The organism is Variovorax sp. FG153 (assembly GCF_057809595.1).
Genome location: NZ_JBMDKG010000019.1, coordinates 97247 through 120890 on the forward strand (window position 1 = coordinate 97247; position 23644 = coordinate 120890).

Here is a 23644-nt window from a genome sequence, read left to right on the forward strand (position 1 = left end):
AACTTCGGAACCCTCCATGACCACCAGCAACGCAAAAATCCCCGTCACCATCGTCACGGGCTTCCTCGGCAGCGGCAAGACCACCTTGATGCGCCACATCCTCGGCAATGCCGAGGGCCGCCGCATCGCGGTGATCGTCAACGAGTTCGGCGAGCTCGGCATCGACGGCGAGATCCTGCGCGGTTGCGGCATCGGCTGCGACGACGAGGGCAACGAGCGCGAGGGCGCGCTCTACGAACTCGCCAACGGCTGCGTCTGCTGCACCGTGCAGGAGGAATTCCTGCCCGTGATGCTGCAGCTCGCCGAGCGCCGCGACCAGCTCGATGCCGTGCTGATCGAGACCTCGGGCCTGGCCCTGCCCAAGCCGCTGGTGCAGGCCTTCCAGTGGCCCGACATCGCCAACGTCTTCACCGTCGACTCGGTCGTGACCGTGGTCGACGGCCCGGCCGCCGCGGCGGGCCAGTTCGCCGAGAACCCGGTGGCGGTCGATGCGCAGCGCCGCTCCGACCCCAACCTCGACCACGAGTCGCCGCTGCACGAGCTGTTCGAGGACCAGCTCTCGGCCGCCGACCTGGTGGTGCTCAACAAGGCCGACCTGCTCGACGAGGCCGCGCGCGCGCGCGTCGAGGCGCTGGTGCGCGAGGAACTGCCGCCCGAGGTCAAGATCGTGACGGCCACCGAGGGCAAGCTGCCGCTCGCGCTGCTGCTGGGCCAGGGCCGCGCGGCCGAGACCACCATCCACCTGCGCGAGAGCCACCACGACCACGAGGAAGACCACGACCACGACGAGTTCGACTCGCTGGTGATCGACCTGCCCGCGATGGACCGCGAGCGGCTGCTGGCCGCGCTGGCCGCGCTGGTCGAGCGCCACACCATCTACCGCGTCAAGGGCTTCGTCGCCGTGCCGGGCAAGCCGATGCGCCTGCTGGTGCAGGGCGTGGGCCGGCGCTTCGACCACCACTTCGATCGCCGCTGGCGCGACGGCGAGGCACCGCGCACGCAACTGGTCTTCATCGGCGAGGACCTGGACGAGGCCGCGCTGCGCGAGGTGCTCGAGGGCGCGGCGCTGCCGGCCTGAGCGCGCTCGCTTCATGCACCTGCTGAGCACCCAGCCCGGACGCTTCGTCGAGGACGACCCGGGCGTCGTCACCCGGCTCGACCAGACGCCGGGCGAGATCGTGGTGCTCAGCTCGGCCGACACCACGCTGGCCCTGCTGTCGGCCGCGCGCGGCGCGCTCGCGGCCAGCGATCCCGGCTATCCCTCGCTGCGGCTGGCCAACCTCATGTACCTGCGCCAGCCGGCCTCGTTCGACCTCTATGCCGACGAGGTGCTGCGGCATGCGCGCGTGGTGGTGGTCGACCACCTGGGCGCGGCCTCGGCCTGGCCCTACGGCCTGCAGCAGCTCGAGCAGCTCGCGCGCCGGCACGGCCAGCAGCTCGCGATCTTCTCGGGCGACCTGCAGGAGGACGAGGACCTGCTCGCGCGCAGCACCGCGCCGCGCGCCGTCTGCCACCGGCTGTGGCAGTACCTGCGCGCGGGCGGCCCGGCCAATGCGCTGCAGTTCCTGCGCGCGGTGGCCTTCCATGGCCTGCGCCATGGCGACGAGCCGCTGCCGCCGCGCAGCCTGCCGCAGGTGGCGCTGCACGTGCCGGGGCTGCCCGCCACCTCGGCCGTGCCCGGCATCGACGACCTGCGCGCGCGCTGGCGGCCCGGCGCGCCGGTGGTGGCGCTGGTGTTCTACCGCTCGCACCTGCTGTCGGGCAACACGGCCGCCTTCGACGCGCTGGCCGAGGCGCTGTCGGCCGAGGGACTGAACCCGCTGCCGCTGGCGCTCGATTCGCTCAAGGACCCGCTGTGCCTGTCGGCGCTGCGCGAACTCTGCGCCACGCACGCGGTGCAGCTGGTGCTCAACACCACCGCCTTCGCGGCGCTGGGGCACGACGGCGGCGAGGGCGGCGAGCCGGCGCTGGCCGGCGACGCGCCCGTGCTGCAGGTGATCGTGAGCGGCGGCAACCGCGAGGACTGGCTGGACTACGGCCAGGGCCTGCGGCCGCGCGACATCGCGATGCAGGTCGCGCTGCCCGAGATGGACGGCCGCATCGTGACGCGCGCCGTGAGCTTCAAGGGCCTGCTGCATCGCTGCGAGCTGACGCAGACCGAGGTGGTGGGCTACCGCGCCGAGCCCGACCGCGTCGCCTTCGTGGCCGAGCTCGCGCGCCGCTGGTGCCGCCTGCGCAGCCTGCCGGCGGCCGACAAGCGGCTCGCACTGGTGCTCGCCAACTACCCGGGCAGCGAAGGTCGCATCGGCAGCGGCGTGGGGCTCGACACGCCGGCCTCAGTGATCGCGATCCTCGGAACGCTGCGCGCCGAAGGCTATGCGCTCGGCGATCCGAAGGCGTTGCCGGCCGATGGCGACAGCCTGATGCAGACCCTGCAGCAGGGCATCGCCAACGACCCGCGCGAATGGCCCGCGCGGCCCGCCTGGCAGAGCTACGCGCTGGCCGACTACCGCGCGCGCCTGGCCGCGCTGCCAGAAGGCATGGCCGCGGCCATCGACGAACGCTGGGGCCCGCCCGAGCAGGATCCGATGCTGCGCCAGGGCCGCTTCATGATCGCGGGCCTGCGGCTGGGCCGGGTCTTCGTCGGCATCCAGCCCGCGCGCGCGCTGAACCTCTCGGGCTCGCAGGACTATGCGAGCTACCACGACGCCGAGGCCGTGCCGCCGCACGGCTACCTGGCCTTCTATTTCTGGCTGCGCGACGTGTTCGGCATCGACGCGGTGGTGCATGTCGGCAAGCACGGCAACCTCGAATGGCTGCCGGGCAAGAGCATCGCGCTGACGCAGGCCTGCTGGCCCGACGCGGTGCTCGGGCCGCTGCCCAACGTCTATCCCTTCATCGTCAACGACCCGGGCGAGGGCGCGCAGGCCAAGCGCCGCACCCAGGCCGTGATCGTGGACCACCTGATGCCGCCGCTCACGCGCGCCGAGAACCACGGCCCGATGCAGGACCTCGAGCGCCAGGTCGACGAGTACTACGACGCGCTGCTGGTCGACGCGCGCCGCGCGCGCGTGCTGCGCGCCCAGATCCTCGCGGCCGTGCGCGCCCAGCACCTGGTCGACGAGCTCGACGCGGCGGGCGCCGAGGACGACGCCGTGCTCGCGCGCGTCGATGCCTACCTCTGCGAGCTCAAGGAAACCCAGATCCGCGACGGCCTGCATGTGTTTGGCGCCTCGCCCGAGGGCCGGCTGCGGCGCGACACGCTGCTGGCGCTGGCGCGCTATCCGGCGGGCGATGGCAGCGGCGCCGATGCGGGGTTGCTTGGTGCGCTGTCGCACGACCTGCTGCCCGGCGAGCACTTCGATCCGCTCGACATCGAGCCCGCAAAACCCTGGCAGGGCGCGCGGCCCGCGCTGCTGCAGGCGGTGAGCGCCGACCCCTGGCGCCACCAGGGCGACACGCGCGAGCGGCTCGAGCTGCTGGCGACGCGGCTCGTCGAAGCGGGCGAATGCCCGGCCGGCATGCCGCGCGCCGCCGCCGTGCTGGGGCGCATCGCCGAGCAGCTCGCGCCCGCGCTTGATGCCTGCGGCGCGCAGGAGCTGCTGCAGCTGTCGCGCGCGCTGCGGGGCCGCTTCGTGCCGCCCGGGCCCAGCGGCTCGCCCTCGCGCGGCCGGCCCGACGTGCTGCCCACCGGGCGCAACTTCTACGCGGTCGACACGCGCGCCATTCCCACGCCCACCGCCTGGATGCTGGGCCTCAAGTCGGCCGCCCAGCTGGTCGAGCGCCACCTGCAGGAGCATGGCGACTATCCCGCGGGCATCGGCCTGTCGGTCTGGGGCACGGCCACCATGCGCACCGGCGGCGACGACCTCGCGCAGGCCTTCGCGCTGATCGGCGTGCGGCCGAAGTGGGCCGCGGGCAGCCAGCGCGTGGTCGACTTCGAGGTGCTGCCCACGGTCGGCCTCGGGCGTCCGCGCATCGACGTCACGCTGCGCATCTCGGGCTTCTTCCGCGATGCCTTTCCGGCCGCGGTGCAGATGTTCGACGCGGCCGTGCAGGCCGTGGCCGCGCAGGAGGACGAGGATGCCGAACGCAACCCGATCCGCGCGCGCATCCTGCGCGAAGCCGCGGCGCTCGAGGCCGGCGGCCTGCCGGCCGAGGCCGCGCGCACCCAGGCCGGCTGGCGCGTGTTCGGTTCGGCGCCGGGCCATTACGGCTCGGGCCTGCAGCCGCTGTTCGACAGCGGCGACTGGCAGAGCGACGACGACCTCGCCGGCGCCTATGTCGGCGGCAGCGCCCATGCCTACGGGCAGGACAGCGAGGGCGTGCCCGCCACCGAGGCGCTGGTGCGGCGCCTCGGCGAAATGAACGTGGTGCTGCAGAACCAGGACAGCCGCGAGCACGACCTGCTCGACTCCAACGACTACTACCAGTTCCAGGGCGGCATGGCCGCCGCCGTGCGCCACCTGAGCGGGCGCCAGCCGGCCATGTACCACGGCGACCATGGCAATCCGCAGGCGCCGCGCGTGCGCACGCTCAAGGAGGAGATCGGCCGCGTGGTGCGCGCGCGCGTGGTCAATCCCAAGTGGATCGCGGGCGCGCGCCGCCATGGCTACAAGGGCGCCTTCGAGATGGCGGCCACGGTCGACTACCTGTTCGGCTTCGACGCCACCGCGCGCGTGGTCGGCGACCACCAGTACGCGATGGTGGCCGACGCCTACGTGCTCGACGACGACAACCGCGATTTCGTCGACACACACAATCCACGCGCGCTGCACGACATGCTGAGCTGCCTGCTCGAGGCCATGCAGCGCGGCCTCTGGCAGTCGCCCGGCGACTACCGAGAACGCATCGAGAACCTGCTGCTCGCGCACGAGCAGCGGATGGAAGGACACACGCGATGACCACCCAAGCCGCGCCGCTGCCGGCGTCGTTCCCCTTTTCCGCCATCGCCGGCCAGCCGCTGCTGCGCGAGGCGCTGCTGCTGGCGGCGGCCGATCCCGCGCTCGGCGGCGTGCTGATCGAGGGCCCGCGCGGCACGGCCAAGACCACGGCCGCGCGCGCGCTGGCCGAACTGCTGCCCGGCGCGCCCTTCGTCACCCTGCCGCTGGGCGCCAGCCTCGAGCACCTGGTGGGCACGCTCGATCTCGGCCAGGCGCTGGCCGGCCATGCGCTGAAGTTCGCGCCGGGCCTGCTCGCGCGCGCCCATGGCGGCGTGCTCTATGTCGACGAGATCAACCTGCTGCCCGATGCGCTGATCGATTCGCTGCTCGACGCGGCCGCCAGCGGCGTCAACGCGGTCGAGCGCGACGGCATCTCGCACCGCCATGCCGCGCGCTTCGTGCTCGTGGGCACCATGAACCCGGAGGAGGGCAGCCTGCGCCCGCAACTGCTCGACCGCTTCGGCCTGTGCGTGCGGCTGCGCAACCTCGAGGACCGGGCCGAGCGCCAGGCCGTGGTGCGCGCGCGGCTGGCCTTCGACAGCGATCCCGAGGGCTTTCGCGCGCGGCATGCGGCGGCCGAGGCCGAGCTCGCCGCGTCGCTGCGGCGCGCCCGCGCGACGCTGGCCGATGCCGACGCGCTGCCGTATGGCGATGCGGTGCACGAGGCCGTGGGCGCGCTGTGCATCGCCGCGCAGGTCGATGGCCTGCGCGCCGACCTCGTGATGCTGCGCGCGGCGCGCGCGCTGGCCGCGCTCGAAGGAGCGCAGGCGATCGGCGAGCAGCATGTGCGGCGCGTGGCCGAGGCCGTGCTGCTGCACCGGCGCAAGCCGGGCGTGGAGGCGGCGCCGTCCGCGCAGTCGTCGAGCGCGCCACCGCCCTCGGCCGCCGAGGGCGAGAGCGCCATCGATGATGGTGCCGATGCCGGCGACGGCGACGGCGACGGCGACTGGGGCGCGCTGCCCCCCGAGCCCGTCGGCGTCGCGCGCGTCAAGCCGCTGCGCCCGCTGATCCCGGCCACCTCGCTCGCAAAAAAAGCCTGAGCCTCCGGAACACCGCACCCGCTGGCGCGCGCCAGGGTGACCGGAGGCAGGCGTCATCGGGGCCGGGCCGCGAAGCCTGGCATGGCATCGCCGCCGCCGACGCGGCGCTGGACTGGCCGCGCACGCTCGCCGCGCGCGGCGCCGGCCCGCTGCGCCGCGAGCACCTGCGCCGCCGCCCGCGCGAGACGCGCGAGGGCGCGCTGCACTGCTTCCTGCTCGATGCCTCGGCCTCGATGCGTAAAGACGGCAGCCTCGCGCGTGCCAAGGGCCTGCTGCTCGCGCTGATGGACGAGGCCTACTGCCGCCGCGACCATGTCGCGCTGCTGTGCTTCGCGGGCTCGGTGGTCGAGCTGCGGCTGCCGCCGCGCCGCGCCAGCGCCTGGAACGACGACTGGATCGCGCCCATCGGCGCCGGTGGCGGCACGCCATTGGCGCTGGGCGTGCAGCGCGCCGACGAGCTGCTCGAGCGCCATGCCGATCGGCGGCGCTGGCTCTGGCTGCTGACCGATGGCCGCAGCGCCGAGTCGCCCGCGCGGCCCGGGTCGGCCGACGTGGCCTGCGTGGTCGGCTTCGAGACCGCGCGCGTGCCGCTGCATCGCGCGCAGTCGCTGGCCGCGGCGTGGGACGCGCGCTACCTCGACGCGGCCGCGTTTGACCCGCGGCAGGCCTAGCGGCTAGGATGCCGGCCATGTCCACCCGTCCTTCGCTCCACCTCGCCGGCACCTGCTGTCGCGCTCTGCCATGGGGAGATGGCGGCTAGAGCGACTTCACGCGAACCCGCATGCCCATGGCCACCCGTTGCAAGACTGGTGGCCTTTTTGTTTTTTGCAACGACCTCGAGAGTCCACACGCATGTCCCTCGTCCTTTACGACACCTGGTCGCGCTCCCTGCGCCCCTTCGTTCCGCTGCGCCCCGGCCCGGTGGGGCTCTACTGCTGCGGTCCCACGGTCTACGACCATGCCCACATCGGCAACCTGCGCACCTACGTGTTCGAGGACCTGCTGCGCCGCGTGCTGGAGTTCGGCGGCCACGAGGTGCGGCACGTGGTCAACATCACCGACGTGGGCCACCTGGTCTCGGACGCCGACGAGGGCGAGGACAAGATGGAGAAGGGCAGCCGCCGCGCGGGCGAGTCGGCCTGGGCCATCGCCGAGCGCTTCACCGCCGCCTTCCGCGCCGACTGGCGCGCGCTGAACCTGCGCGAGCCCGCCGAATGGCCGCGCGCCACCGACCACATCCCCGAGCAGCTCGCCTTCATCGCCGAGCTCGAGCGCAAGGGCTTCACCTACCGCACCGCCGACGGCATCTACTTCGACACCTCGAAGCAGGACGACTACGGCCACCTCGCGCGGCTGGACAAGGCCGGCCTGCGCGCGGGCCAGCGCGTGGCGATGGGCGACAAGCGCGAGGCCACCGACTTCGCGCTCTGGAAGTTCAGCCCGCCCGGCGCCCAGCGGCAGATGGAATGGGACAGCCCCTGGGGCCGCGGCTTCCCGGGCTGGCACATCGAGTGCTCGGCCATGTCGGCCCGCTACCTCGGCCCCTGGTTCGACATCCACTGCGGTGGCGAGGACCACATCGGCGTGCACCACAGCAACGAGATCGCGCAGACCCAGGCCTGCCACGGCACGCGGCTCGCCAACTTCTGGCTGCACGGCCATTTCCTCACGCTCGACGACGACCTGAAGATGTCGAAGTCCGACGGCGACTTCGTGCGGCTGCAGACGCTGGTCGACCGCGGCATCGATCCGCTGGCCTACCGCTACCTGTGCCTGGGCGCGCACTACCGCAGCAGCCTGCGCTTCAACGAGGCCGCGATCGCGGGCGCGCAGTCGGCGCTCGACCGGCTGCGCCGCGCCTATGCGGGCTGGCCGGAGGGCGGCATGGCCGACGCGAGCTTCGTCGCGCGCTTTCGCGCCGAGGTCGAGCAGGACCTGAACCTGCCGCGCGGCCTGGCCGTGCTGTGGGAGCTGGTGCGCAGCGACCTGCCGGCGGCGACGCGGCGCGCCACGGTCGATGTGTTCGAGGCGGTGCTGGGGCTGCGGCTGGCCGAATGGCGCGAGGAGGGCGACGCGGTGCCCGAGGCGATCGCGGCCCTGGCGCAGGAGCGGCTGGAGGCCCGTGCCGCGGGCGACTGGGCCCGGGCCGACCGGCTGCGCGAGGACCTGCGCGCGCAGGGCTGGCAGGTCGAGGACGGCGCGGCCGGGCCCCGGCTCAGCCGTGGACGCGGGTGACAGCAGGCCGGCGGCCGCGGACCGACAATCGCTTCCCATGAACGCCACGCCGCCCAAGCCACGCCCCATCCGCACCGCCGCCTCGCTGATCCTGCTGCGCGACGGGCCCGGCGGCCTCGAGGTGCTGATGCTGCGCCGGGCCGACAAGCCCGACGACCAGAACAGCGGCGCCAGCGTGTTCCCGGGCGGCGTGGTCGACGCGCACGACCGCGAGCTGCACACGCGCTGTGCCGGGCTCGACGACGCGGCCGCGAGCGCGCGGCTCGCGCTGCCCGCGGGCGGCCTCGACTACTACGCCGCGGCGGTGCGCGAATGCTTCGAGGAGGCCGGCGTGCTGTTCGCGAACGACGCCGAGGGCGCGCTGGTCGCGCTCGATCGCATCGATCCGGAGCGGCTGGCCGCGATGCGCGCCGCCGTGGCCGACAGCACCGAGGCGCTGCTCGCGCTGTGCGACGCCCAGGGTTGGCGCCTGGCGGTCGACCAGTTTGCCTATTTCAGCCACTGGCTCACGCCGCCCGGCATGCCGCGGCGCTTCGACACGCGCTTCTTCGTCGCGGCCATGCCTCCCGGGCAGGAGGTGCAGGTCGACGGCTTCGAGATCGTCGAGCACCGCTGGCTGCCGCCGGCCGAGGCCGCGAGCCCGGCACTCGGGCTCAAGTTGATGAACGTGACGCGGCGCGTGCTGCTCGAGCTCGCGGGCTTCGCCTCGGTGGCCGATTGCCTCGCGCAGGCGCGCGCCCGTGCGCGCGTGCGTCTCAACATGCCACGGCTGGCCGACGGTCCCGAGGGCCGGCGGCCGGTGAACGTGGACGAAGCGCCCTACGACGAGGTGGCGCTGGTCGATCCCGACGGGCAGGGCGGCGGGCGCTATGCGCACGAGGCGGGGCTGTCGATGCGGCTGTCGGCGCGCGTGTGGCGCGCGACGGGCGCCGATGGAACGCACAGCCATTTCGTGGGGGGCGACGAAGGCTGGGCGCTGATCGATCCGGTGCCGGGCGAGGCGCTGCGCGCCGCGGCGCCGGGGCCGGTGCGCTGGGTGCTGGCCACGCGCGGCGAGGCTTCGGCCACCGGCTGGCCCGAGGCACGTGCGGTCGCGCCGAAGACCGGGGAATCGCTGGACCTCGGCGGCGCGACGCTGCGGGTGCTGGACGGCGACGAGGCCGCAGCACGGCGCTTCCTGCTGGTCGAGGAGCGCATGCTGTTCTCGGGCAGCGCGCAGGGCGCGGCCGTGGCGTGGCCCGACGATGCGGCGGTCGAATGGATTGCGCCCGCGCGCGGCTTCGTCGTGCGCCACGCGCCCGACTGAGCGCGGCCCGCCGTCCTCAGGAGCGCGGATCGCCGAGCCGCGCCAGGCAGTCGACGATCGCATCGGCCGCCTCGTCCAGCCGCGGACCGGGCCGCATCATCAGGTCGAAGCGCGCCGACGCGAAGCTGCAGACGCGGCCGCGCTTGATCGCGTTCATCGCCGACCAGCCGGGCCGCGCGGCCATTGCCGACAGCTCGCCGAGCGCCGACACCATCAGCACGTCGGGATCGGCGCGCACCACGAACTCGGGGCTCATCTTCGGGAACGGCCCCAGCGTGCCGGGCACTGCGTTCGCGAGGCCCAGGCGCGCGAGCGTCTCGCCGATGAAGGAGCTTTCGCTCGCGGCCGCCATGCCGCCATGCACCTCGAAGTAGACGCGCCGGCCCTGCCAGAGCGCGGGCACGCGTGCGCGTGCCGCGTCGAGGCCGGCATCGAGCCGGCGCCAGTAGGCCTCGCCCTTGCCGGGCTGGCCGGTGGCGCGCGCCACGGTCTCCATCACGCGGCGCATGTCGGCATGGGTCTTGGCATCGAGCGCCAGCACGCGGATGCCGAGCCGCTCGAGCGGTTCGGCGGCGCGGCTGCGCGGGCGCAGCAGCACGAGGTCGGGCTTGAGCGCGACGATGCGCTCGATGTTCGCGTCGTCGATGCCGCCCACCTGCGGCAGCCGCTGCACCGCCACCGGCCAGTTGGCATGGCGGTCGATGCCCACCAGCCGGTCGCAGGCATCGAGCGCGCAGACGGTCTCGGTCAGCGAGGGCATCAGCGAGACGATGCGCCGCGCGGGCGCCGGCAGCTCGAGCACGCTGCCGCGGTCGTCGTCGAGCCGCACGCCCGCATGGACCAGCGCCGGTCCGCCGAGCGCGAAGGCCGCGGCCAGCGAGAGCGCCGAGGCGAAGTGGCGCGCGGGACGCGGGGAGGGCGCGAGGTCGGGGGGCTGGAACATCGTGGAGGAGGGGGGCGGTGCTGCGCCGATTGTCGCCGCCGGGCTCAGGGCTCGCCCCGGTTCGCCAGCCGCTCGCGCCGAAGCGCTTCCTCCGCGCGCGCATCGTTGACCGCGCGCAGCACCTCGCCGAGGTCGACCGGCCCGGTGTCGCGCGGCGGCGCGCCGCTGAGCTGCGTCTCGGGTCGCAGCAGGCCGCGCTCGTAGAGATGCCAGATCTCCTCGCCATGGCGCGTCTCGTGCAGCTCGGGCGCGAAGCGGCCGAAGAACTCGCGCAGGTTCGCCACGTCGCGCAGCAGCATGCGCTGCGCATGGTTGTTGCCCGCGGCATCGACGGCCTGCGGCAGGTCGATGATCACCGGGCCGCCGGCGCCGAGCAGCACGTTGAACTCCGAGAGGTCGCCGTGCACGATGCCCGCGCACAGCATGCGCATCACCTCGCGCACCAGCGTGGCGTGATGGCGCCGTGCATCGTCGGGCGTGAACTCGACGTCGTTGAGCCGCGGCGCGGCGGCGCCCTCGGCGTCGGTCACGAGCTCCATCAGCAGCACGCCCTCCCAGAAGCCGAAGGGCTCGGGCACGCGCACGCCCGCGTCGGCCAGCCGGTGCAGCGCATCGACCTCGGCGCTCTGCCAGTGGCTCTCGGTCATGCGGCGGCCGAAGCGCGTGCCCTTGGCGATGGCGCGGCGCTCGCGCGAGTTGCGGATCTTGCGGTTCTCGGTGTAGTCCACCGCTTGCCGGAAGGCGCGCTTGTCGGCCTCCTTGTAGACCTTGGCGCAGCGGGCTTCGTCGCCGCTGTGCACGACGTAGACCATCGCCTCCTTGCCGCTCATGAGCTGGCGGCTGACGCTGTCGATCAGGCCTTCGTCGACCAGGGGTTGGAGTCGGGGCGGGATCTTCACTGTGCGGCCTCCTTCTTCGTGAAGGAAGCGAGCGCGGCGAAGCGCAGGGTGAAAGAGAAAACGAAACGATGCCGCGCGTGCGCGGCTGCTGTATCGAGCATGGGTGTGGGCACCTTGATTCGGAAACGAAAGACCGGGCGCCGCACGCGATGGCGCGCGCGGCGGGCTTGGCGAATCTCGGGCGGGGCGGCGTCGCGTGCAGCGCGGGGGCTGCGACGCTCAGCGCGGCGAAGGCATCAGCGGCGTGCGCGCAATGCGGTCGAGCGGCCGGGCACCGAGACGGTGGTGGGGGCAAGGACTGGCTTGTTCATTGCGTACCTCCTGTGGTGCGTGGTTGTCGAGGGTTGCGAATGTAGTCGCATGCGCGGCAACTGTGAAGCAGGTTGTTGGCACGAGGCCGGCGCTGTGTTCGGCGCGCGACAGCGCCACCTATCGCACATGGCTTCAGGATTCGACAAGGAATGCGTGGCGCGGACGCCCGAAACCATCGTCTTCGCAGCATGCAATTGCTAAACTGGTTGCCACAAGAAGATGCATGAGAACGCACCCTCGCGTGCCGCTTCTCTCGATCCGATCCGCACCGCTTTCGAGATCTTTTCAAATGACGCCTGAACAACGACTGGACCTGTGGCTTGCCGAGGAACGCGAGGTAGTCGAATTGCTTAATTCGGGTCCCGGTGTCGGCGTGGCACGGCCCGCGCAGCTCGTCGGCAAGAGCGGCCTCGAAGTCATGCACGCGATGATGAACGGGCAGCTTCCCTATGCGGAGTTCGCCAAGCACCTGAGCTTCTATGCCATCGCGGCACGCCCGGGCTCGGCCGTGTTCCAGGGCACGCCGCAACGCGAATACCTCAATCCCATGGGCACCATCCATGGCGGCTGGATGACTTCGATCCTCGATTCGGCGCTGGGCTGCGCGGTGCTCGCATCGCTGCCGCCGGGGCAGGTCTACACCACCGCCAGCCTCGAGACCCGCTACGTGAAGGGCCTCACGCTCGACGTGCGGCGCGTGCGCGCCGAGGCCACCGTCACGCGCATCGAAGGCCGCATGGCGCTGGCCGAAGCCAGCCTGGTGGGGCCGGACGGTACGCTGTATGCCAAGGCCACCACCGAGTGCCGGCTGTTCGACATGCGCGCGCCGGCGCCCGCCGCCGTGTCGAGGCCGTCGACATCGGCCGCGTCCTAGAAGCGAATCGCCCTTCGGGGCGATTCGCTTTTGGGGCCGGCCTTGTCAGGCCAGCATCTTGCGCAGCACCGCCGAGAGTCCCGAGCCGGCGATCAGCGCGATGAAGAAGCGCATCCAGCCGGCCTTGCGCTGGTAGATGTTGGCGACCCAGACCGCGCCCGTCACGAGGCCGATCAGCCAGGCATCGCGCAGCGACAGCAGGAAGCCCAGCACGTAGGTGCCCTGTATCGCGATGCTGACCCACAGGCCCAGCAGCGACAGCGCGCTGCGCGGCTTCGCGGGTTGCGCGGCCGCGGCGGGTTCGGCCGGGCGCGTGTCGTTGCGTGGCGGTGCCTGTTCGACTCGCCGTGCCTCGTCCTGCGCGCGCTGGCGTTCGCGCTCGGCCTCGCGCTTCGCCTTCTTCTCGGCCGCGATCTGCTCGGGCGTCTTCTCGAGCACCGGCTCGGGCGCGCGCGCGGGCTGCCACCACGTGGGCAGGGGCGCGAGCCCGGCGGCCGACTGCTGGCGGAAGTGGCCCGCGGGCAGCGGCGCGCGGGCCGGCGCCGGCGCGACGGCGGGCGCCGACGCATGCTTCGCGGCCAATGCCTTCACGCGCCGCAGGTAGGGCTCGGCGCGCGCGGGATCGGCCATCGCGATGAAGTTCGCATAGCCGCGCAGCGCGGCGACCACGTCGTGCTGGCCGTTCCAGTGCAGCCCCTGCGGACCGTGGCGCTCGGCCTGGTGCAGCACGGCGCGAAAGCGCCGCAGGGTGTCGCGGTCGGTCGAGAGCTTGTCGTTGACCACGATGCCGGTCACGTGCTGCTGCTGGTGGCGGCGCATCACCTGCTGTTTCTCGGGATGCACCACGAGGCCCTCGCTGGCCACGATCTGCTTGGCGCGCCACAGCAGCTTGCCGACATCGCGGCCATGCTCGGCATCGGCCGAGAAGCTCAGGTCGTCGGCATAGCGCGTGTAGCGAAAGCCCAGCTTGGCGGCGCAGGCGGCCAGCCGCGCGTCGAGCCGGCGGCACAGCAGGTTGGTGAGCATCGGGCTGGTGGGCGCGCCCTGCGGCAGCACGCGCTCGCCGCGCGCGACGAAGTAGCGCTCGCCGTCGAGCTCGACCTCGTCGGTCGGCGCCTCGGTCGCGAGCAGCGCGAACAGGGTCGCGACCTGCGGCGAGTAGCCGAGCTGGCGGAACACGCCGCGCACGCGGCGCAGGCCGATCGAGGGAAAGAAGTCCTGGAGGTCGAGGTTGACCACCACCGCCTGCCCCACGTGCGGCGCGGCATTGCTGAGGATCGAGCGGCCCGGCAGGAAGCCGTGCACCGCTTCGTGCACCGGCACCTTGGCCAGCACGTTGTCGAGCACCCAGTACTGCGCGCGCTTGAGCCGTGGCATCGGCGCCGAGATCCGGCGCTCGCCGCCAGCCTTCTTGGGCACGGTGAAGCGCTGGTAATGGCTCACGCGCGCGACTTCGCGGTGCCAGGCCAAAAAGCGCAGTTCCCCGAGTTCCAGGCCCATGGCGCGCGCGAGGTCGGTGGCGTCGTGCAGCGCCGGCAGCGCATGGCGCGCGAGCGACTGCTCGTCGCTGCGCGCCTCGTTGAGCCCGCCCGAGACGCCTTCGCCCAGGTACAGCAGCTCGCGTTGGCGCCGGCCGTGCCAGTCGAGCGCGCGCGCATGGCGCTGCTGCGCGAGCCGCTGGCGCGTTTCCTCGCGGCGTTCGCGCGCCCGCGCCATGCGTTCCTTGCGCATGGCCTTGAGCGCGGTCTCGCGGTCCTCGATGCCACGCAGCTCGTTGCCGAGTTCGCTCAGCGCGGTCTGCAGCTCGCCCTCGCGGCGGATCAGTTGCGCCTCGACCGTGGGCTGCGCCGTGTCGCGCGGCCAGAAGCCCAGGCGCTGCATCTCCTCGAGCACGACCTCCTGCTTGGAGCTCGCGCGGATGCGCGCGTAGAGCTCCTCGCGCGTGAGTGCCGAATCGGGTACGGAGGAGGGAGGGGGTGGGGTCATGGGCGGTGTGCGCCGCATGGACCGATGCACTGGAAGAAAAAAGATGCGAACGGGACGGGAATCTCGTCGAAGAGCCTGAGGACTGGACAGCTCCACTCGACGCCGTACGCGCATGGTGGCGCGATGAGCTTCGAAGAAGCCGCACCGTCATCGCGCCACCATGCGCGTACGGCACAGTGAAGAGATGTCCAGTGAAGCCTGGGAAGTGCTGAGATCGAGGATGGCGATGCGCCATCCGGATTGCAAGAGCCTTCCCGCCCCGCTCGCAAAACCAGTGTATCAGCCGATGCTTGCAGTCCTTTCTTCCGAGTCGGTCGCGGGCGTCGGTGCGCCCGCGGTGGTGCCAAGGGCCAGCGCGGCCGAGGCCGTGGCCAGGCGCAGCGCGAGCATGTGTTCGCACGGCCCCTTCGTCATGCGCAGGCGGATGAAGTGGTCGCACTGGCATTCGCCGGTGGCCACGCGCTGGTCGGCATCGAGCTGCAGCCGCACCTGGTACTGGCGCGAGGACTTGGTGCCGCACAGGCCGCTGAGCAGCAGACCGCCGTCGGCACGAGCCTCGACCTTCGCGTCCTTCAGGCGCCCGGCCTGCACCAGTTCGGCCGCGGCCGCTTCCTCGGGGCTGGCATGGCGCAGCCGCTCCATCGGCAGCGGCTCGCGGCTCAGTTCGCGCAGGCGCCACACGCCGTGCGCGATGTCGTACACCACGCGCCCGGCCTGCACATAGCCGCCGAGCGCCGACTCGACCGTGAGCCGCGAGAGCCCGGTGGCCGCGGCCAGCTCGGCGGTGGTGGCGCGCCAGCGTTCGCCGAGCGCCGCGAACACGCGCAGCAGGCTGTCCTGGTCGACGTCGTGGCGCGGCTGCAGCAGCTCGAAGTGGCCGTTGCGCGACCAGTCGTTGGCGGTCCAGCCCGACAGGCCCAGCGTGAACTCCATGTCGGGCAGCCGCGCGACCCAGAAGCTCGGCATGCCGGTGCCCAGCAGGTGCACCGTGAAGCCCTGCGCCACCGGCACCAGCCGTTCGAGCTGCAGCAGCCGGCGCCGGCCCCAGACGCGGATGTCGATGTCGGCGGGCGCGTCGTGCGAGGAACGCGGGCACACGAGTTCATGGCCCCAGGGCTCGAACAGGATGCGCACCGGCTGCCCGGGCCGCAGGATGAAGCGCAGCGAGCGCGGGCCCGCGCGCTCCTTGCGCCGCCGCAGCACCAGGCAGATGTTGTGCACGTCCATCGGATGCAGCTGCAGCCGGTGCGCGGGCAGCAGCATCGCGCTGCTGACCTGCAGGAAGCCGCGCACCCAGCTATCGGGCACCTCGATCTTGGGTTCGTGGAAGGCCGGGTCGTTGCCGCTCTGCACCTGGAAGCCGCCGGGATCGATCGCCAACCGCGTGGCCTTGTAGTCGCGGATCTTCTGGAACTCGTCGTAGAGCGACTCGGAGTAGTCGACGTTGGTGGTGCCGAAGGCATGGTCGCTCACGCGGTCGAAGACCTCGTGGCCGCAGGAGAACATGCCGTAGCTCGACTCGTCCTGGCTGAAACACTCGAAGAACACGCGGTCGGGATGCACCGTGATCACCGGGTCGAGCACGAACCAGGCTTCGCGGTTGACCTTGTAGAGGTGGTCGAAGTAGCGCTTCTGCGCCTTGTAGAAGGGCTGCAGCATGGCCGACTTGCGCTGGCGCAGCACGTCGAGCTCCTCGCGCAGCGGCGCCATGCGGGCCTTGAGCTCGTCGCTGCGCGCCATGTACTGCGCGAGCAGCTCGCCTTCCTGGCTCGCGAGCCATTCGAGGTAGGCGCTCTTGTCGCGCGGCTGGAAGCGCAGGTCGCCCACCACCACGTCGTGCAGCGCCGACATGCCTTCGCGAAACGGCAGGTGGCGGTTGACCTCGCCGATGAAGTGCACGGGCGCGCGCAGGGTGTCGGGCGCGAACTGCAGCGCGGTGCTGGTGGGCGTCTGCTGCGCGCCCGAGTGGCCGAAATAGCGGTACTGGAACTTCATGCGGCGGTACCTCCGGCGACGGCGGCCCGGCGCGGCGCGACGGCGCGCACGGGCGCGGCCTGCAGCGGGTTCTCGAGCGCCGGATAGCGTTGCTGGATGCTGCGCAGGCCGGCCACGTAGCGGGCGCGCTCGGTGATGGCGCCGCTCACGGCCTGGCGCGCGAACACGCGCGCGACGATGCGCGCCGCCTCTTCGGACTGCTCGGCCTGCGCCGCGAGGAATTCGCTGACGCGCGCCTTCGCGAGCCGGCCGCGGTTGGCCTGCGACAGCACGGTGAGGAAGTAGGGCTCGAGCCGCGCCAGCACCTCGGGCTTGCCGCCCGCGGCGGCCGCCAGCCAGTTGGTCACGAACAGCTGCATGCCGCTCGAGGGATGCTGGCTCAGCTGCAGCATGTAGGTGGTGACGTCGGTGAGTTCGAAGTGCGCCGTCAGCAGTTCGCGGCCCAGGCGCTGCGCGCCGGGATCCTTGTGGTCGCACAGGCGCACCAGCAGCGCGGGCGTCCATTGCGGCGACTGGCCCTGTGCCGCGAACCACTGGCGCGCCCAGGCGAGCGCGTCGTCCCAGCGGCTGTCGAAGATGCGCAGCGCGTCGTCGAGCTGCGCGAGCGTGCGCTCGGGCCGCGCGGCGAGCTGCTCGCAGGCCCATTGCCGCGCGGCGGCGGCATCGACCAGCCCCAGGCTCGCGGTCTGCAGCACGTCGAAGGCCTCGGCCGGCTGCTGCGGCAGCAGCCAGGCGCCCAGCCGTTGCGCGCCCTTGCTGCGCGCCTCGAGCAGCCGCACGGTGGTGGCGCTGTCGCCCGCGCGCGTGTGCGCGGCCAGCGGCCCGCACAGCCACTGCAGCAGCGAATCGAACACGCCCTCGGCCGCCTCGGTGCGGAACAGCTCGTCGCGCAGCATCGGCATCAGCGCCGCGCCGAAGTCCGGGTGATCGGGCAGCAGCTGCGCGAGCTTGGGCGCGACCGCGCTGCGCACGCGCGGCATCGGGCTGGCGCAGAACACGGCGAACAGCGCGGGTTGTGCGAGCAGCGTGTCGTCGGGCAGCGCGGTGAACAGGCGCACGCCGGCGCCGCGCAGCCGCTCGTCGTCCGACTGCAGCAATCGCGTCAGCACCTCGATCGGCAGGCCTTGAACGGATGCCGGATGCAGCAGCAGCCACTCGGCCGCGAGCGCGACCACGTCGGGGCTCGCGTGGTCGAACAAGGCCAGCAGTTCGGCCAGCGGCGCCTTCGAGCCGGCTTCGCGCAGCGGGTTCTGCAGCGCCCATTGCAGGTTCTCGCAGATGGCTGCGAGTTCGGGCGCCTGCGCATCGCAGCGCGCGAGCCAGTCGAGCAGCGCGGTGCACAGTGCGTCGAAGCTGTCCGCGGCCTCGGGCTGGCCGGCCGCGGCCTGCAGCAGCAGGCGCGAGGCACGGCGCACCTCGGCGTCGGCCGAGACCAGCAGGCGCAGCAGCAGTTCGACGTCGCGGCTGTAACGCGCCGGGTCCTCGGCGATCAGGTCGAGCGCATGGCGGCGTGCTTCGTCGAGTGGCGAATCGATCAGCGGCACGAGCCATGAGCCGGCAGGCTCACCGGCCTCGATGCGCTCGCGCACCAGCGCCAGGGCGAAACGCGCCGTGTCGCTCCAGGTGCTCGCGAGCAGCTCGCGCAGCTGGGCGCCATCGAGTGCCTGGCAGAAGCTGCGGTTGTCCTGCAGCGCGCGCGCCGCGAAGGCATGCACGCCGGCACAGCGCGACTGCTGCATCAGCTGCAGCAGCGCCTCGGGATGGCGGTCCCAGCGCTCGGGCCAGGCCTCGCCGCGTTGCGCGCGGCGCTCGGCCGGTGGCGTCTCGCGGCGCCAGTAGAGGCCGCCGGCCAGCGCGGTCCATTCGGGATCGTGGCGGTGCAGCAGCTGCATCACGACCAGCCAGCGGCTGTAGGGGCCGCTGTGCCAGACGCGCGTCTCGCGGTTCCAGCCTGCGTCTTCATGGCGTGCCGAGACGGCCGCGTTCGCATCATCGGCCGCGAGCAGCACGCCCATCGCGAGGCGCAGCCAGTCGCGTTCGTCGGCCGCGCCGCGCAGCGCGAGCCGGCGCAGGGTGCGCCAGGTGCGGCGGCGCAGGTAGTCGTGCGTGCGCTGGCTCAGCGCGAGCCGGCTGTCGGGGCGCACGATCTCCTTCGCGATGTCGACGTAGCGGCCGTTGAGCATCGCCCATTGGCTGGTGCCGCGAAAGCCCGCGCGCTGCGTTTCGATGCGCTGGTTCAGCAGGCCCAGCAGGCGGTAGTCGCCCGCGAACTCGGCACCCTTGTAGAGCCGGCGCCAGGCGCGGAAGCTGCCCGCGGCCGGCGAGAGCTGCTGCGCCACGTCGTGCAGCGCGCTGCGCGCCAGCCCGGCGGGCTGGTCCTCGTCGAGGCCTTCGAGCAGTGCGAGTTCGAACAGCTGCTGCGTCCAGTCGGTGTGCGCGAGGCTCTGCCAGTGCGCGGGATCGGCAAGCCGTTCGCGCAGCAGCGCGGCGCCATCGGCCACCGGCATCACCTGGACCTCGGTCCAGGCGCGGCGCAGCGAGCCGGGCCAGTCGTCGACGATGCGCTCGGCCTCCGCGGCACGCCGTTCGGCCGGCCACAGCGCGAGTGCGGCCCAGCGCGCGATGCGCGTCACCTTGGGGTCGGTCGCGCGGCGCGAGAGTTCGACCATCGCCTCGAAGGCGCCCGCGTCGCCGCAGCGGCCGATGGCCCAGGCGATGCAGTAGTCGAGCATCGCGTCGCCGGTCTCGATCAGCTCGACCAGGCGCGGCACCGCCTGAGCGAGCCGGCGTTCACCGAGACGCCACACGGTGCGGCCGCGGCGCAGCGGCGGCAGCAGGCGCCAGGCATCGGGCGCGATGCGGTTCAGAAGAAGAGTGTCGGCCGCAGAAGAGGAGACGGTGGCTGGTGTCGCGGGTGCCGATGCAACGAGCGGCGCGCCTTCGAGCGCGAGGCCACGCGCGAGTTGCGCGGCGAGCGCATCGCCGAACACCGCCATCGCCTTGTCGAGCGCGAGCGGCGCGGGCGTCAGCACGGTCTCGCGCCACTGCAGTCCGTCGCGGCTGCTGCTCAGGTGCACCACGTGCCCGGCATCGGCGGGCAACTCGAACAGTTCGATGGTGACGTGTTCCGTGACCGCCGATGTCCCCGGTCTCGTTCGTGTGAGTTTCTCGGATCGAATGCGCTTCACGCGGAGGCCTCCCTGCCTTCGGTTGAATGCCCCCGATCGCGCGGTGTGGCCGATCGGGGCAGCCGCCTATCTTAGGCCCTGCAGCTGCATGCTTCGATGACGCGCGAATGAGCGGCGGCTCACCACGCCATCTGCCGCCACGGGCTGTGCTCGTGCGAGAGCAGGTGGGCCGTGGCGCGCTGGAAGGTGTCGGTGTCCTCGGCGATGCGGTCGAGATCGTGGGTGGCGAGCCAGAACGCGCGCCCGACCACGAAGCTGTCGCCGAAGTCGCGCCACGACTGGTAGGAGGGCTGCGCCATGCGCGCCGCGCTCGCGATCGCGTTCCACGACTCCTCGGCGCGCAGCAGTTGCGCGTCCTGGATCAGCCGGTGCAGCTGCACCAGCCGGCCCATGTCCCAGGCCATGATGCTCGCGGGCAGCGGCCGCGGCAGCTTGTCGAACAGGCCTTCCTCGGCCGCTTCGTGCCAACTTTCGTAGTAGTTGCGTGTGCTCTCGAGATCGAGGCCGCGCGCCACCGCCTCGCCGCGCAGCGCCGCGAGATTGGCCTGCGCCACCGCGGCCGCGTCGCTTCGGCTGCCGCGATGCAGGCGCTCGACGCGCGGGTTCACCACCGCGTAGTGGGCGCGGTGGCCCTGCGAGAGCAGCGACTCCGTGACCTCGCGCGCGCTGCTGGCGTTGGTGACGCCCCAGGCCGAGGCCAGCAGCGCCACGGCGGTGGCGCGGTCGGATTCGGTGGTGAGCGCGTTGATCGGCAGGTAGGACTCGGCCGCGTACACCGCGCCGAGCGCGAGGCCGCGATGCTGCGCGGGCGTGAGCGGCGTGCCGTTCTCGAGCCGATTGAAACTGAATGAAAAAAGCTTGCGGACCTTGTCCAGGAATCCCATGGCGCCGCCCCCTTGTGTTCGCCTGTGCGGGCGTAGGCTAGGTGCGCCGGGCGCGCTTCGCCAGTGCCTAAAGTCATTCGGCGTCGTGGCGCGTGCTGTGTAGCATCGCAGCGTCGTGCAATGCCACGGCGCCGTTCGTTCCATCGCATCCGCCGCCATGTCCAGCACCGAACCTCTCGCGCAATCCAGCTTCCTCTACTTCACGGGCCAGGGCTCCGACAAGGTCTACCAGGTCCACCTGCGGCCGAAGGACGAGGGCTGGGTGGTCGACTACGGCAACGGCCGGCGCGGCGGCACGCTGGCCACCGGCACCAAGACCAGCAGCCCGGTCGGCTACGAGGCCGCGCTCAAGATCTACCAGAAGGTGGTGAAGGAGAAGACCGGCAAGGGCTACACCACCGATGCCTCGGGCGCGCTCTACACCGCTTCCGAGTTCGCGGGCCGCATGAGTGGCGAGCTGCCGCAGCTGCCGACCCTGATCGCCGAGACGCAACTCGCGCGCTACCTCGACGACCCCGGCTGGGGCCTGCAGGAAAAGGCCGATGGCGAGAACCGCATGCTGCTGATCGAGGAGGGCGCCGTGCGCGGCACAAACCGCCGCGGCCTGTTCGTCGACATCCCGCAGGCCTGGGTCGTGACCGCCGCGCTGCCGGCCGGCAGCGCGGTGATCGCGGGCGAGCACGTGGGCGACGGCTTCCTGGCCTTCGACCTGCTCCAGGCCGGCGGCGAGGACCTGCGCGCGCAGGCTTTCGTCGAACGCTTTCGCCGGCTCGAGGCCTTCGCGATCGCCTTGCCGTGGATGGCCGTGCTGCCGCTCGAGACCGAGGCCTCGGCCAAGCACCGGCGCGCGGCCGAGCTGCGTGCCGCGCATGGCGAGGGCTTCGTGCTCAAGGCGCTGGGCGCGCCCTTCGCCGCGGGGCGCAGCAACGCGAGCCTCAAGTTCAAGTTCCAGCAGAGCGCGACCTGCGAGGTGCTGCGCGTCAATGCGCAGCGCTCGGTGGCCGTGGGCCTGCGCGACGAGGCCGGCGTGCTGGTCGATCTCGGCAACGTCACCGTGCCGCCGAACGAGGCGCTGCCCGCGCCGGGCACGCTGGTCGAGGTGCGCTATCTCTACCGCTATGCGGGTGGCAGCTTCGAGCAGCCGGTCTATCGCGGGCAGCGGCCCGACATGGCGGCCGAAGATGCGCTGCTGTCGCAGGTCACGCGCATCAAGGACCGCAGTGCCGTCGCGGAAGAAGAGCGCGACGACGGGAGCGACGTCGCGTGAGGGGCTTGCACCGCATCGCCTGCGGCCTGGCCATGATCGTCGCGCTCGCGGGCTGCGAGCGGCCGGAGCCGCCGCCACCGCTGAGCAAGGAGGCGCAGATCACGCGCGACGCGCCGCCCGAACTGATGTTCCGCGGCACCTTCGCCGGGCGGCCGATCCACCTGGTCGTGAACGACTGCGAGGTCTACAGCGTGCGCAGCCTCGAGGGCGGCGAGGTCGAATGGACCTCGGTGCTCAAGCCCGAGTTCTATCCCTTCTTCAGCGTCTGCCAGCGCCAGTCGCTGCAGGTCGAGGGCAGCGTGATGACGGCCCGACTGGGCCGCATGGCGGTCGGTGCCGGCGGTTGCTGCGCCACCGGCGGCACCTACCGCTCCACCGACGGCATCGCCTGGAAGCGGACCGGGTACTGACACCCGGCAGCCGCGCCGCGGCTCAGGCCACGACGATGCGGCCGGGATCCGCCGAGCGCAGGATCTCGGCGCGGTCGCCGGTGGGCGGATAGATCCACTCGGTGTTGATCTGGTGCTTGAGCGCTTTCGCCTCGGCACCTTCCATCTTCACTTCGCGCGACCAACCCTCGGTGTACACGGCGCCCCAGGGTCCGAGGTCCAGGCAGGTCACGTACTTCGGCTGCGAATAGGCGATCTTGGGCAGCCCCAGCAGGTCGGCCGCGACGTTGTGGCCGGCCGAGCGTCCGAGCTCCATCGCGTGCTGGCACGACATCATCGCGACATTGCCCTCGTCGTCGGTGGCGGCGCGCGCGGCATCGCCCGTGACGAAGACGTTCGGAACGCCCGGCACCTGCAGGTTGCGGTCGACGAGGATCCGGCCCGCGGCATCGCGCTCGGCGGGGATCTGCTGCGTCAATGCGGTCGCGCGCATGCCGGCGGTCCAGATCACCGTTGCTGCCTCGATGCGTTCGCCGCCCGAGGTGGTGATTCCTTCGGCGTCGATGCTCTCGACCTCCACGCCCAGCCGCCAGCTGACGCCCTGCGACTTCAGCGCCTTCTCGATCACGGGTCGCGGGCCCGGTCCGAGGTCGGGACCGATCGCATCGGCGCGCTCGACGACGATCACGCGCGGCTCGATGTCGCCGCCCATGATCTCGCGCAGCCGCGCGGGCATCTCGGCCGCGGTCTCGATGCCGGTGAAGCCGCCGCCGACCACCACGATGGTGTTGCGCGCGAGCGAGGAGGGCTGCCTGGCGAGCTTGCGCAGGTGCGCGTCGAGCGCCACGGCGTCCTCGTACTGGTCGACGCTCAGCGCGTGCGCATGCAGGCCGGGCACCGGCGGGCGGAAGAGCTGGCTGCCGGCCGCGAGCACCAGCCTGTCGTAGGCGAGCGTCTGGCGCGCGCCCGCGGCGTCGACCACGTCGACCTCCCGCGCATCGGTGCGGATGCGCTCCGCGCGCGCCGCGAGGAAGCGCACACCGACGGTGTCGAAGACGGACTGCAGCGGCGCCTTCATCGCCTCCTGCGGCACTTCGTAGAGGCGAGGGCGCACATGCAGCGTGGGTTCGGGCGCGACCAGCAGGATCTCCACGCCGTCGTTCACATGGCCTGCCATGTCGAGGGCGCGCGCGGCGCTCAAGGCGCTCCACATGCCGGCAAAGCCGGCGCCTACAACCAGGATTCGTTGGGTCATTTTGGATGGTTCGGTTCTGTGAGGTTCATGTCCCGCGGCGCATCGCGAAGGGTGCGTCGCGCACGGGGTCTTCAAGACGATCCGGTGTGGATCGCTTAACTACGACTATACTGGTCGTAGTAAAAAAT

16 protein-coding genes are annotated in these 23644 nt (G+C 72.1%); 9 read left to right on the plus strand and 7 right to left on the minus strand.

What is annotated here, in order from left to right; translation table 11 throughout:
- Nucleotides 1–16: 16 nt before the first annotated feature.
- The 6 genes from cobW to ACODT0_RS21100 all read left to right on the plus strand — a co-directional run bounded on the left by cobW (nt 17) and on the right by ACODT0_RS21100 (nt 9524).
- Entirely contained in the window at nt 17–1078 is a 1062-nt protein-coding gene (gene cobW / locus ACODT0_RS21075) for a cobalamin biosynthesis protein CobW (protein WP_261215910.1), read from the plus strand.
- A gap of 13 nt (nt 1079–1091) precedes the next feature.
- Entirely contained in the window at nt 1092–4904 is a 3813-nt protein-coding gene (cobN, locus tag ACODT0_RS21080) for a cobaltochelatase subunit CobN (RefSeq protein ID WP_489042184.1), read from the plus strand.
- Nucleotides 4901–5983: a magnesium chelatase ATPase subunit I gene (locus ACODT0_RS21085; protein WP_489042185.1), complete on the plus strand. Its 1083-nt coding sequence runs from the start codon at nt 4901–4903 to the stop codon at nt 5981–5983. Before cobN ends, ACODT0_RS21085 begins: the two co-directional genes overlap by 4 nt.
- Nucleotides 5984–6195: 212 nt before the next feature.
- Complete coding sequence (locus tag ACODT0_RS21090; protein WP_489042206.1) at nt 6196–6654, plus strand: vWA domain-containing protein; 459 nt, start codon at nt 6196–6198, stop codon at nt 6652–6654.
- 181 nt (nt 6655–6835) lie between these two features.
- On the plus strand, nt 6836–8218 hold the full coding sequence (gene cysS, locus ACODT0_RS21095; RefSeq protein WP_489042186.1) for a cysteine--tRNA ligase: 1383 nt from the start codon (nt 6836–6838) through the stop codon (nt 8216–8218).
- Between the two features lie 37 nt (nt 8219–8255).
- Nucleotides 8256–9524 (plus strand): NUDIX hydrolase, encoded by a 1269-nt coding sequence (locus tag ACODT0_RS21100; protein WP_489042187.1) that lies wholly within the window; start codon nt 8256–8258, stop codon nt 9522–9524.
- Between the two features lie 16 nt (nt 9525–9540).
- On the opposite strand, the gene ACODT0_RS21105 is transcribed toward ACODT0_RS21100, so the two are convergent.
- Nucleotides 9541–10467: an ABC transporter substrate-binding protein gene (locus tag ACODT0_RS21105; RefSeq protein ID WP_489042188.1), complete on the minus strand. Its 927-nt coding sequence runs from the start codon at nt 10465–10467 to the stop codon at nt 9541–9543.
- 44 nt (nt 10468–10511) lie between these two features.
- Nucleotides 10512–11366 (minus strand): PA4780 family RIO1-like protein kinase, encoded by an 855-nt coding sequence (locus ACODT0_RS21110; RefSeq protein WP_489042189.1) that lies wholly within the window; start codon nt 11364–11366, stop codon nt 10512–10514.
- Nucleotides 11367–11967: 601 nt separating this feature from the next.
- Here ACODT0_RS21110 and ACODT0_RS21115 point away from each other — a divergent pair.
- Nucleotides 11968–12552 carry a PaaI family thioesterase gene (locus tag ACODT0_RS21115; protein WP_489042190.1) on the plus strand — a complete coding sequence of 195 codons (585 nt, stop codon included), beginning with the start codon at nt 11968–11970 and terminating at the stop codon, nt 12550–12552.
- A gap of 45 nt (nt 12553–12597) precedes the next feature.
- Here ACODT0_RS21115 and ACODT0_RS21120 read toward each other — a convergent pair whose 3' ends face one another.
- The 4 genes from ACODT0_RS21120 to ACODT0_RS21135 all read right to left on the minus strand — a co-directional run bounded on the left by ACODT0_RS21120 (nt 12598) and on the right by ACODT0_RS21135 (nt 20605).
- The gene (locus ACODT0_RS21120) at nt 12598–14538 is read right to left on the minus strand and encodes a reverse transcriptase family protein (RefSeq protein ID WP_489042191.1); all 1941 of its coding nucleotides are present in this window, start codon (nt 14536–14538) and stop codon (nt 12598–12600) included.
- Between the two features lie 279 nt (nt 14539–14817).
- Complete coding sequence (locus tag ACODT0_RS21125; RefSeq protein WP_489042192.1) at nt 14818–16533, minus strand: SWIM zinc finger family protein; 1716 nt, start codon at nt 16531–16533, stop codon at nt 14818–14820.
- On the minus strand, nt 16530–19634 hold the full coding sequence (locus ACODT0_RS21130; protein ID WP_489042193.1) for a hypothetical protein: 3105 nt from the start codon (nt 19632–19634) through the stop codon (nt 16530–16532). The genes ACODT0_RS21125 and ACODT0_RS21130 overlap by 4 nt, the downstream gene beginning before the upstream one ends.
- A 206-nt stretch (nt 19635–19840) precedes the next feature.
- A complete protein-coding gene (locus ACODT0_RS21135) occupies nt 19841–20605 on the minus strand; it encodes a DUF1266 domain-containing protein (protein ID WP_057597151.1) in 765 nt (254 codons plus the stop codon).
- A gap of 157 nt (nt 20606–20762) precedes the next feature.
- Here ACODT0_RS21135 and ACODT0_RS21140 point away from each other — a divergent pair, with 157 nt between their 5' ends.
- A complete protein-coding gene (locus ACODT0_RS21140) occupies nt 20763–21872 on the plus strand; it encodes an ATP-dependent DNA ligase (protein WP_489042194.1) in 1110 nt (369 codons plus the stop codon).
- On the plus strand, nt 21869–22282 hold the full coding sequence (locus ACODT0_RS21145; RefSeq protein WP_409976586.1) for a hypothetical protein: 414 nt from the start codon (nt 21869–21871) through the stop codon (nt 22280–22282). Before ACODT0_RS21140 ends, ACODT0_RS21145 begins: the two co-directional genes overlap by 4 nt.
- 22 nt (nt 22283–22304) lie before the next feature.
- Here ACODT0_RS21145 and ACODT0_RS21150 read toward each other — a convergent pair whose 3' ends face one another.
- Nucleotides 22305–23516: an NAD(P)/FAD-dependent oxidoreductase gene (locus ACODT0_RS21150; protein WP_489042195.1), complete on the minus strand. Its 1212-nt coding sequence runs from the start codon at nt 23514–23516 to the stop codon at nt 22305–22307.
- Between the last annotated feature and the right edge of the window lie 128 nt (nt 23517–23644).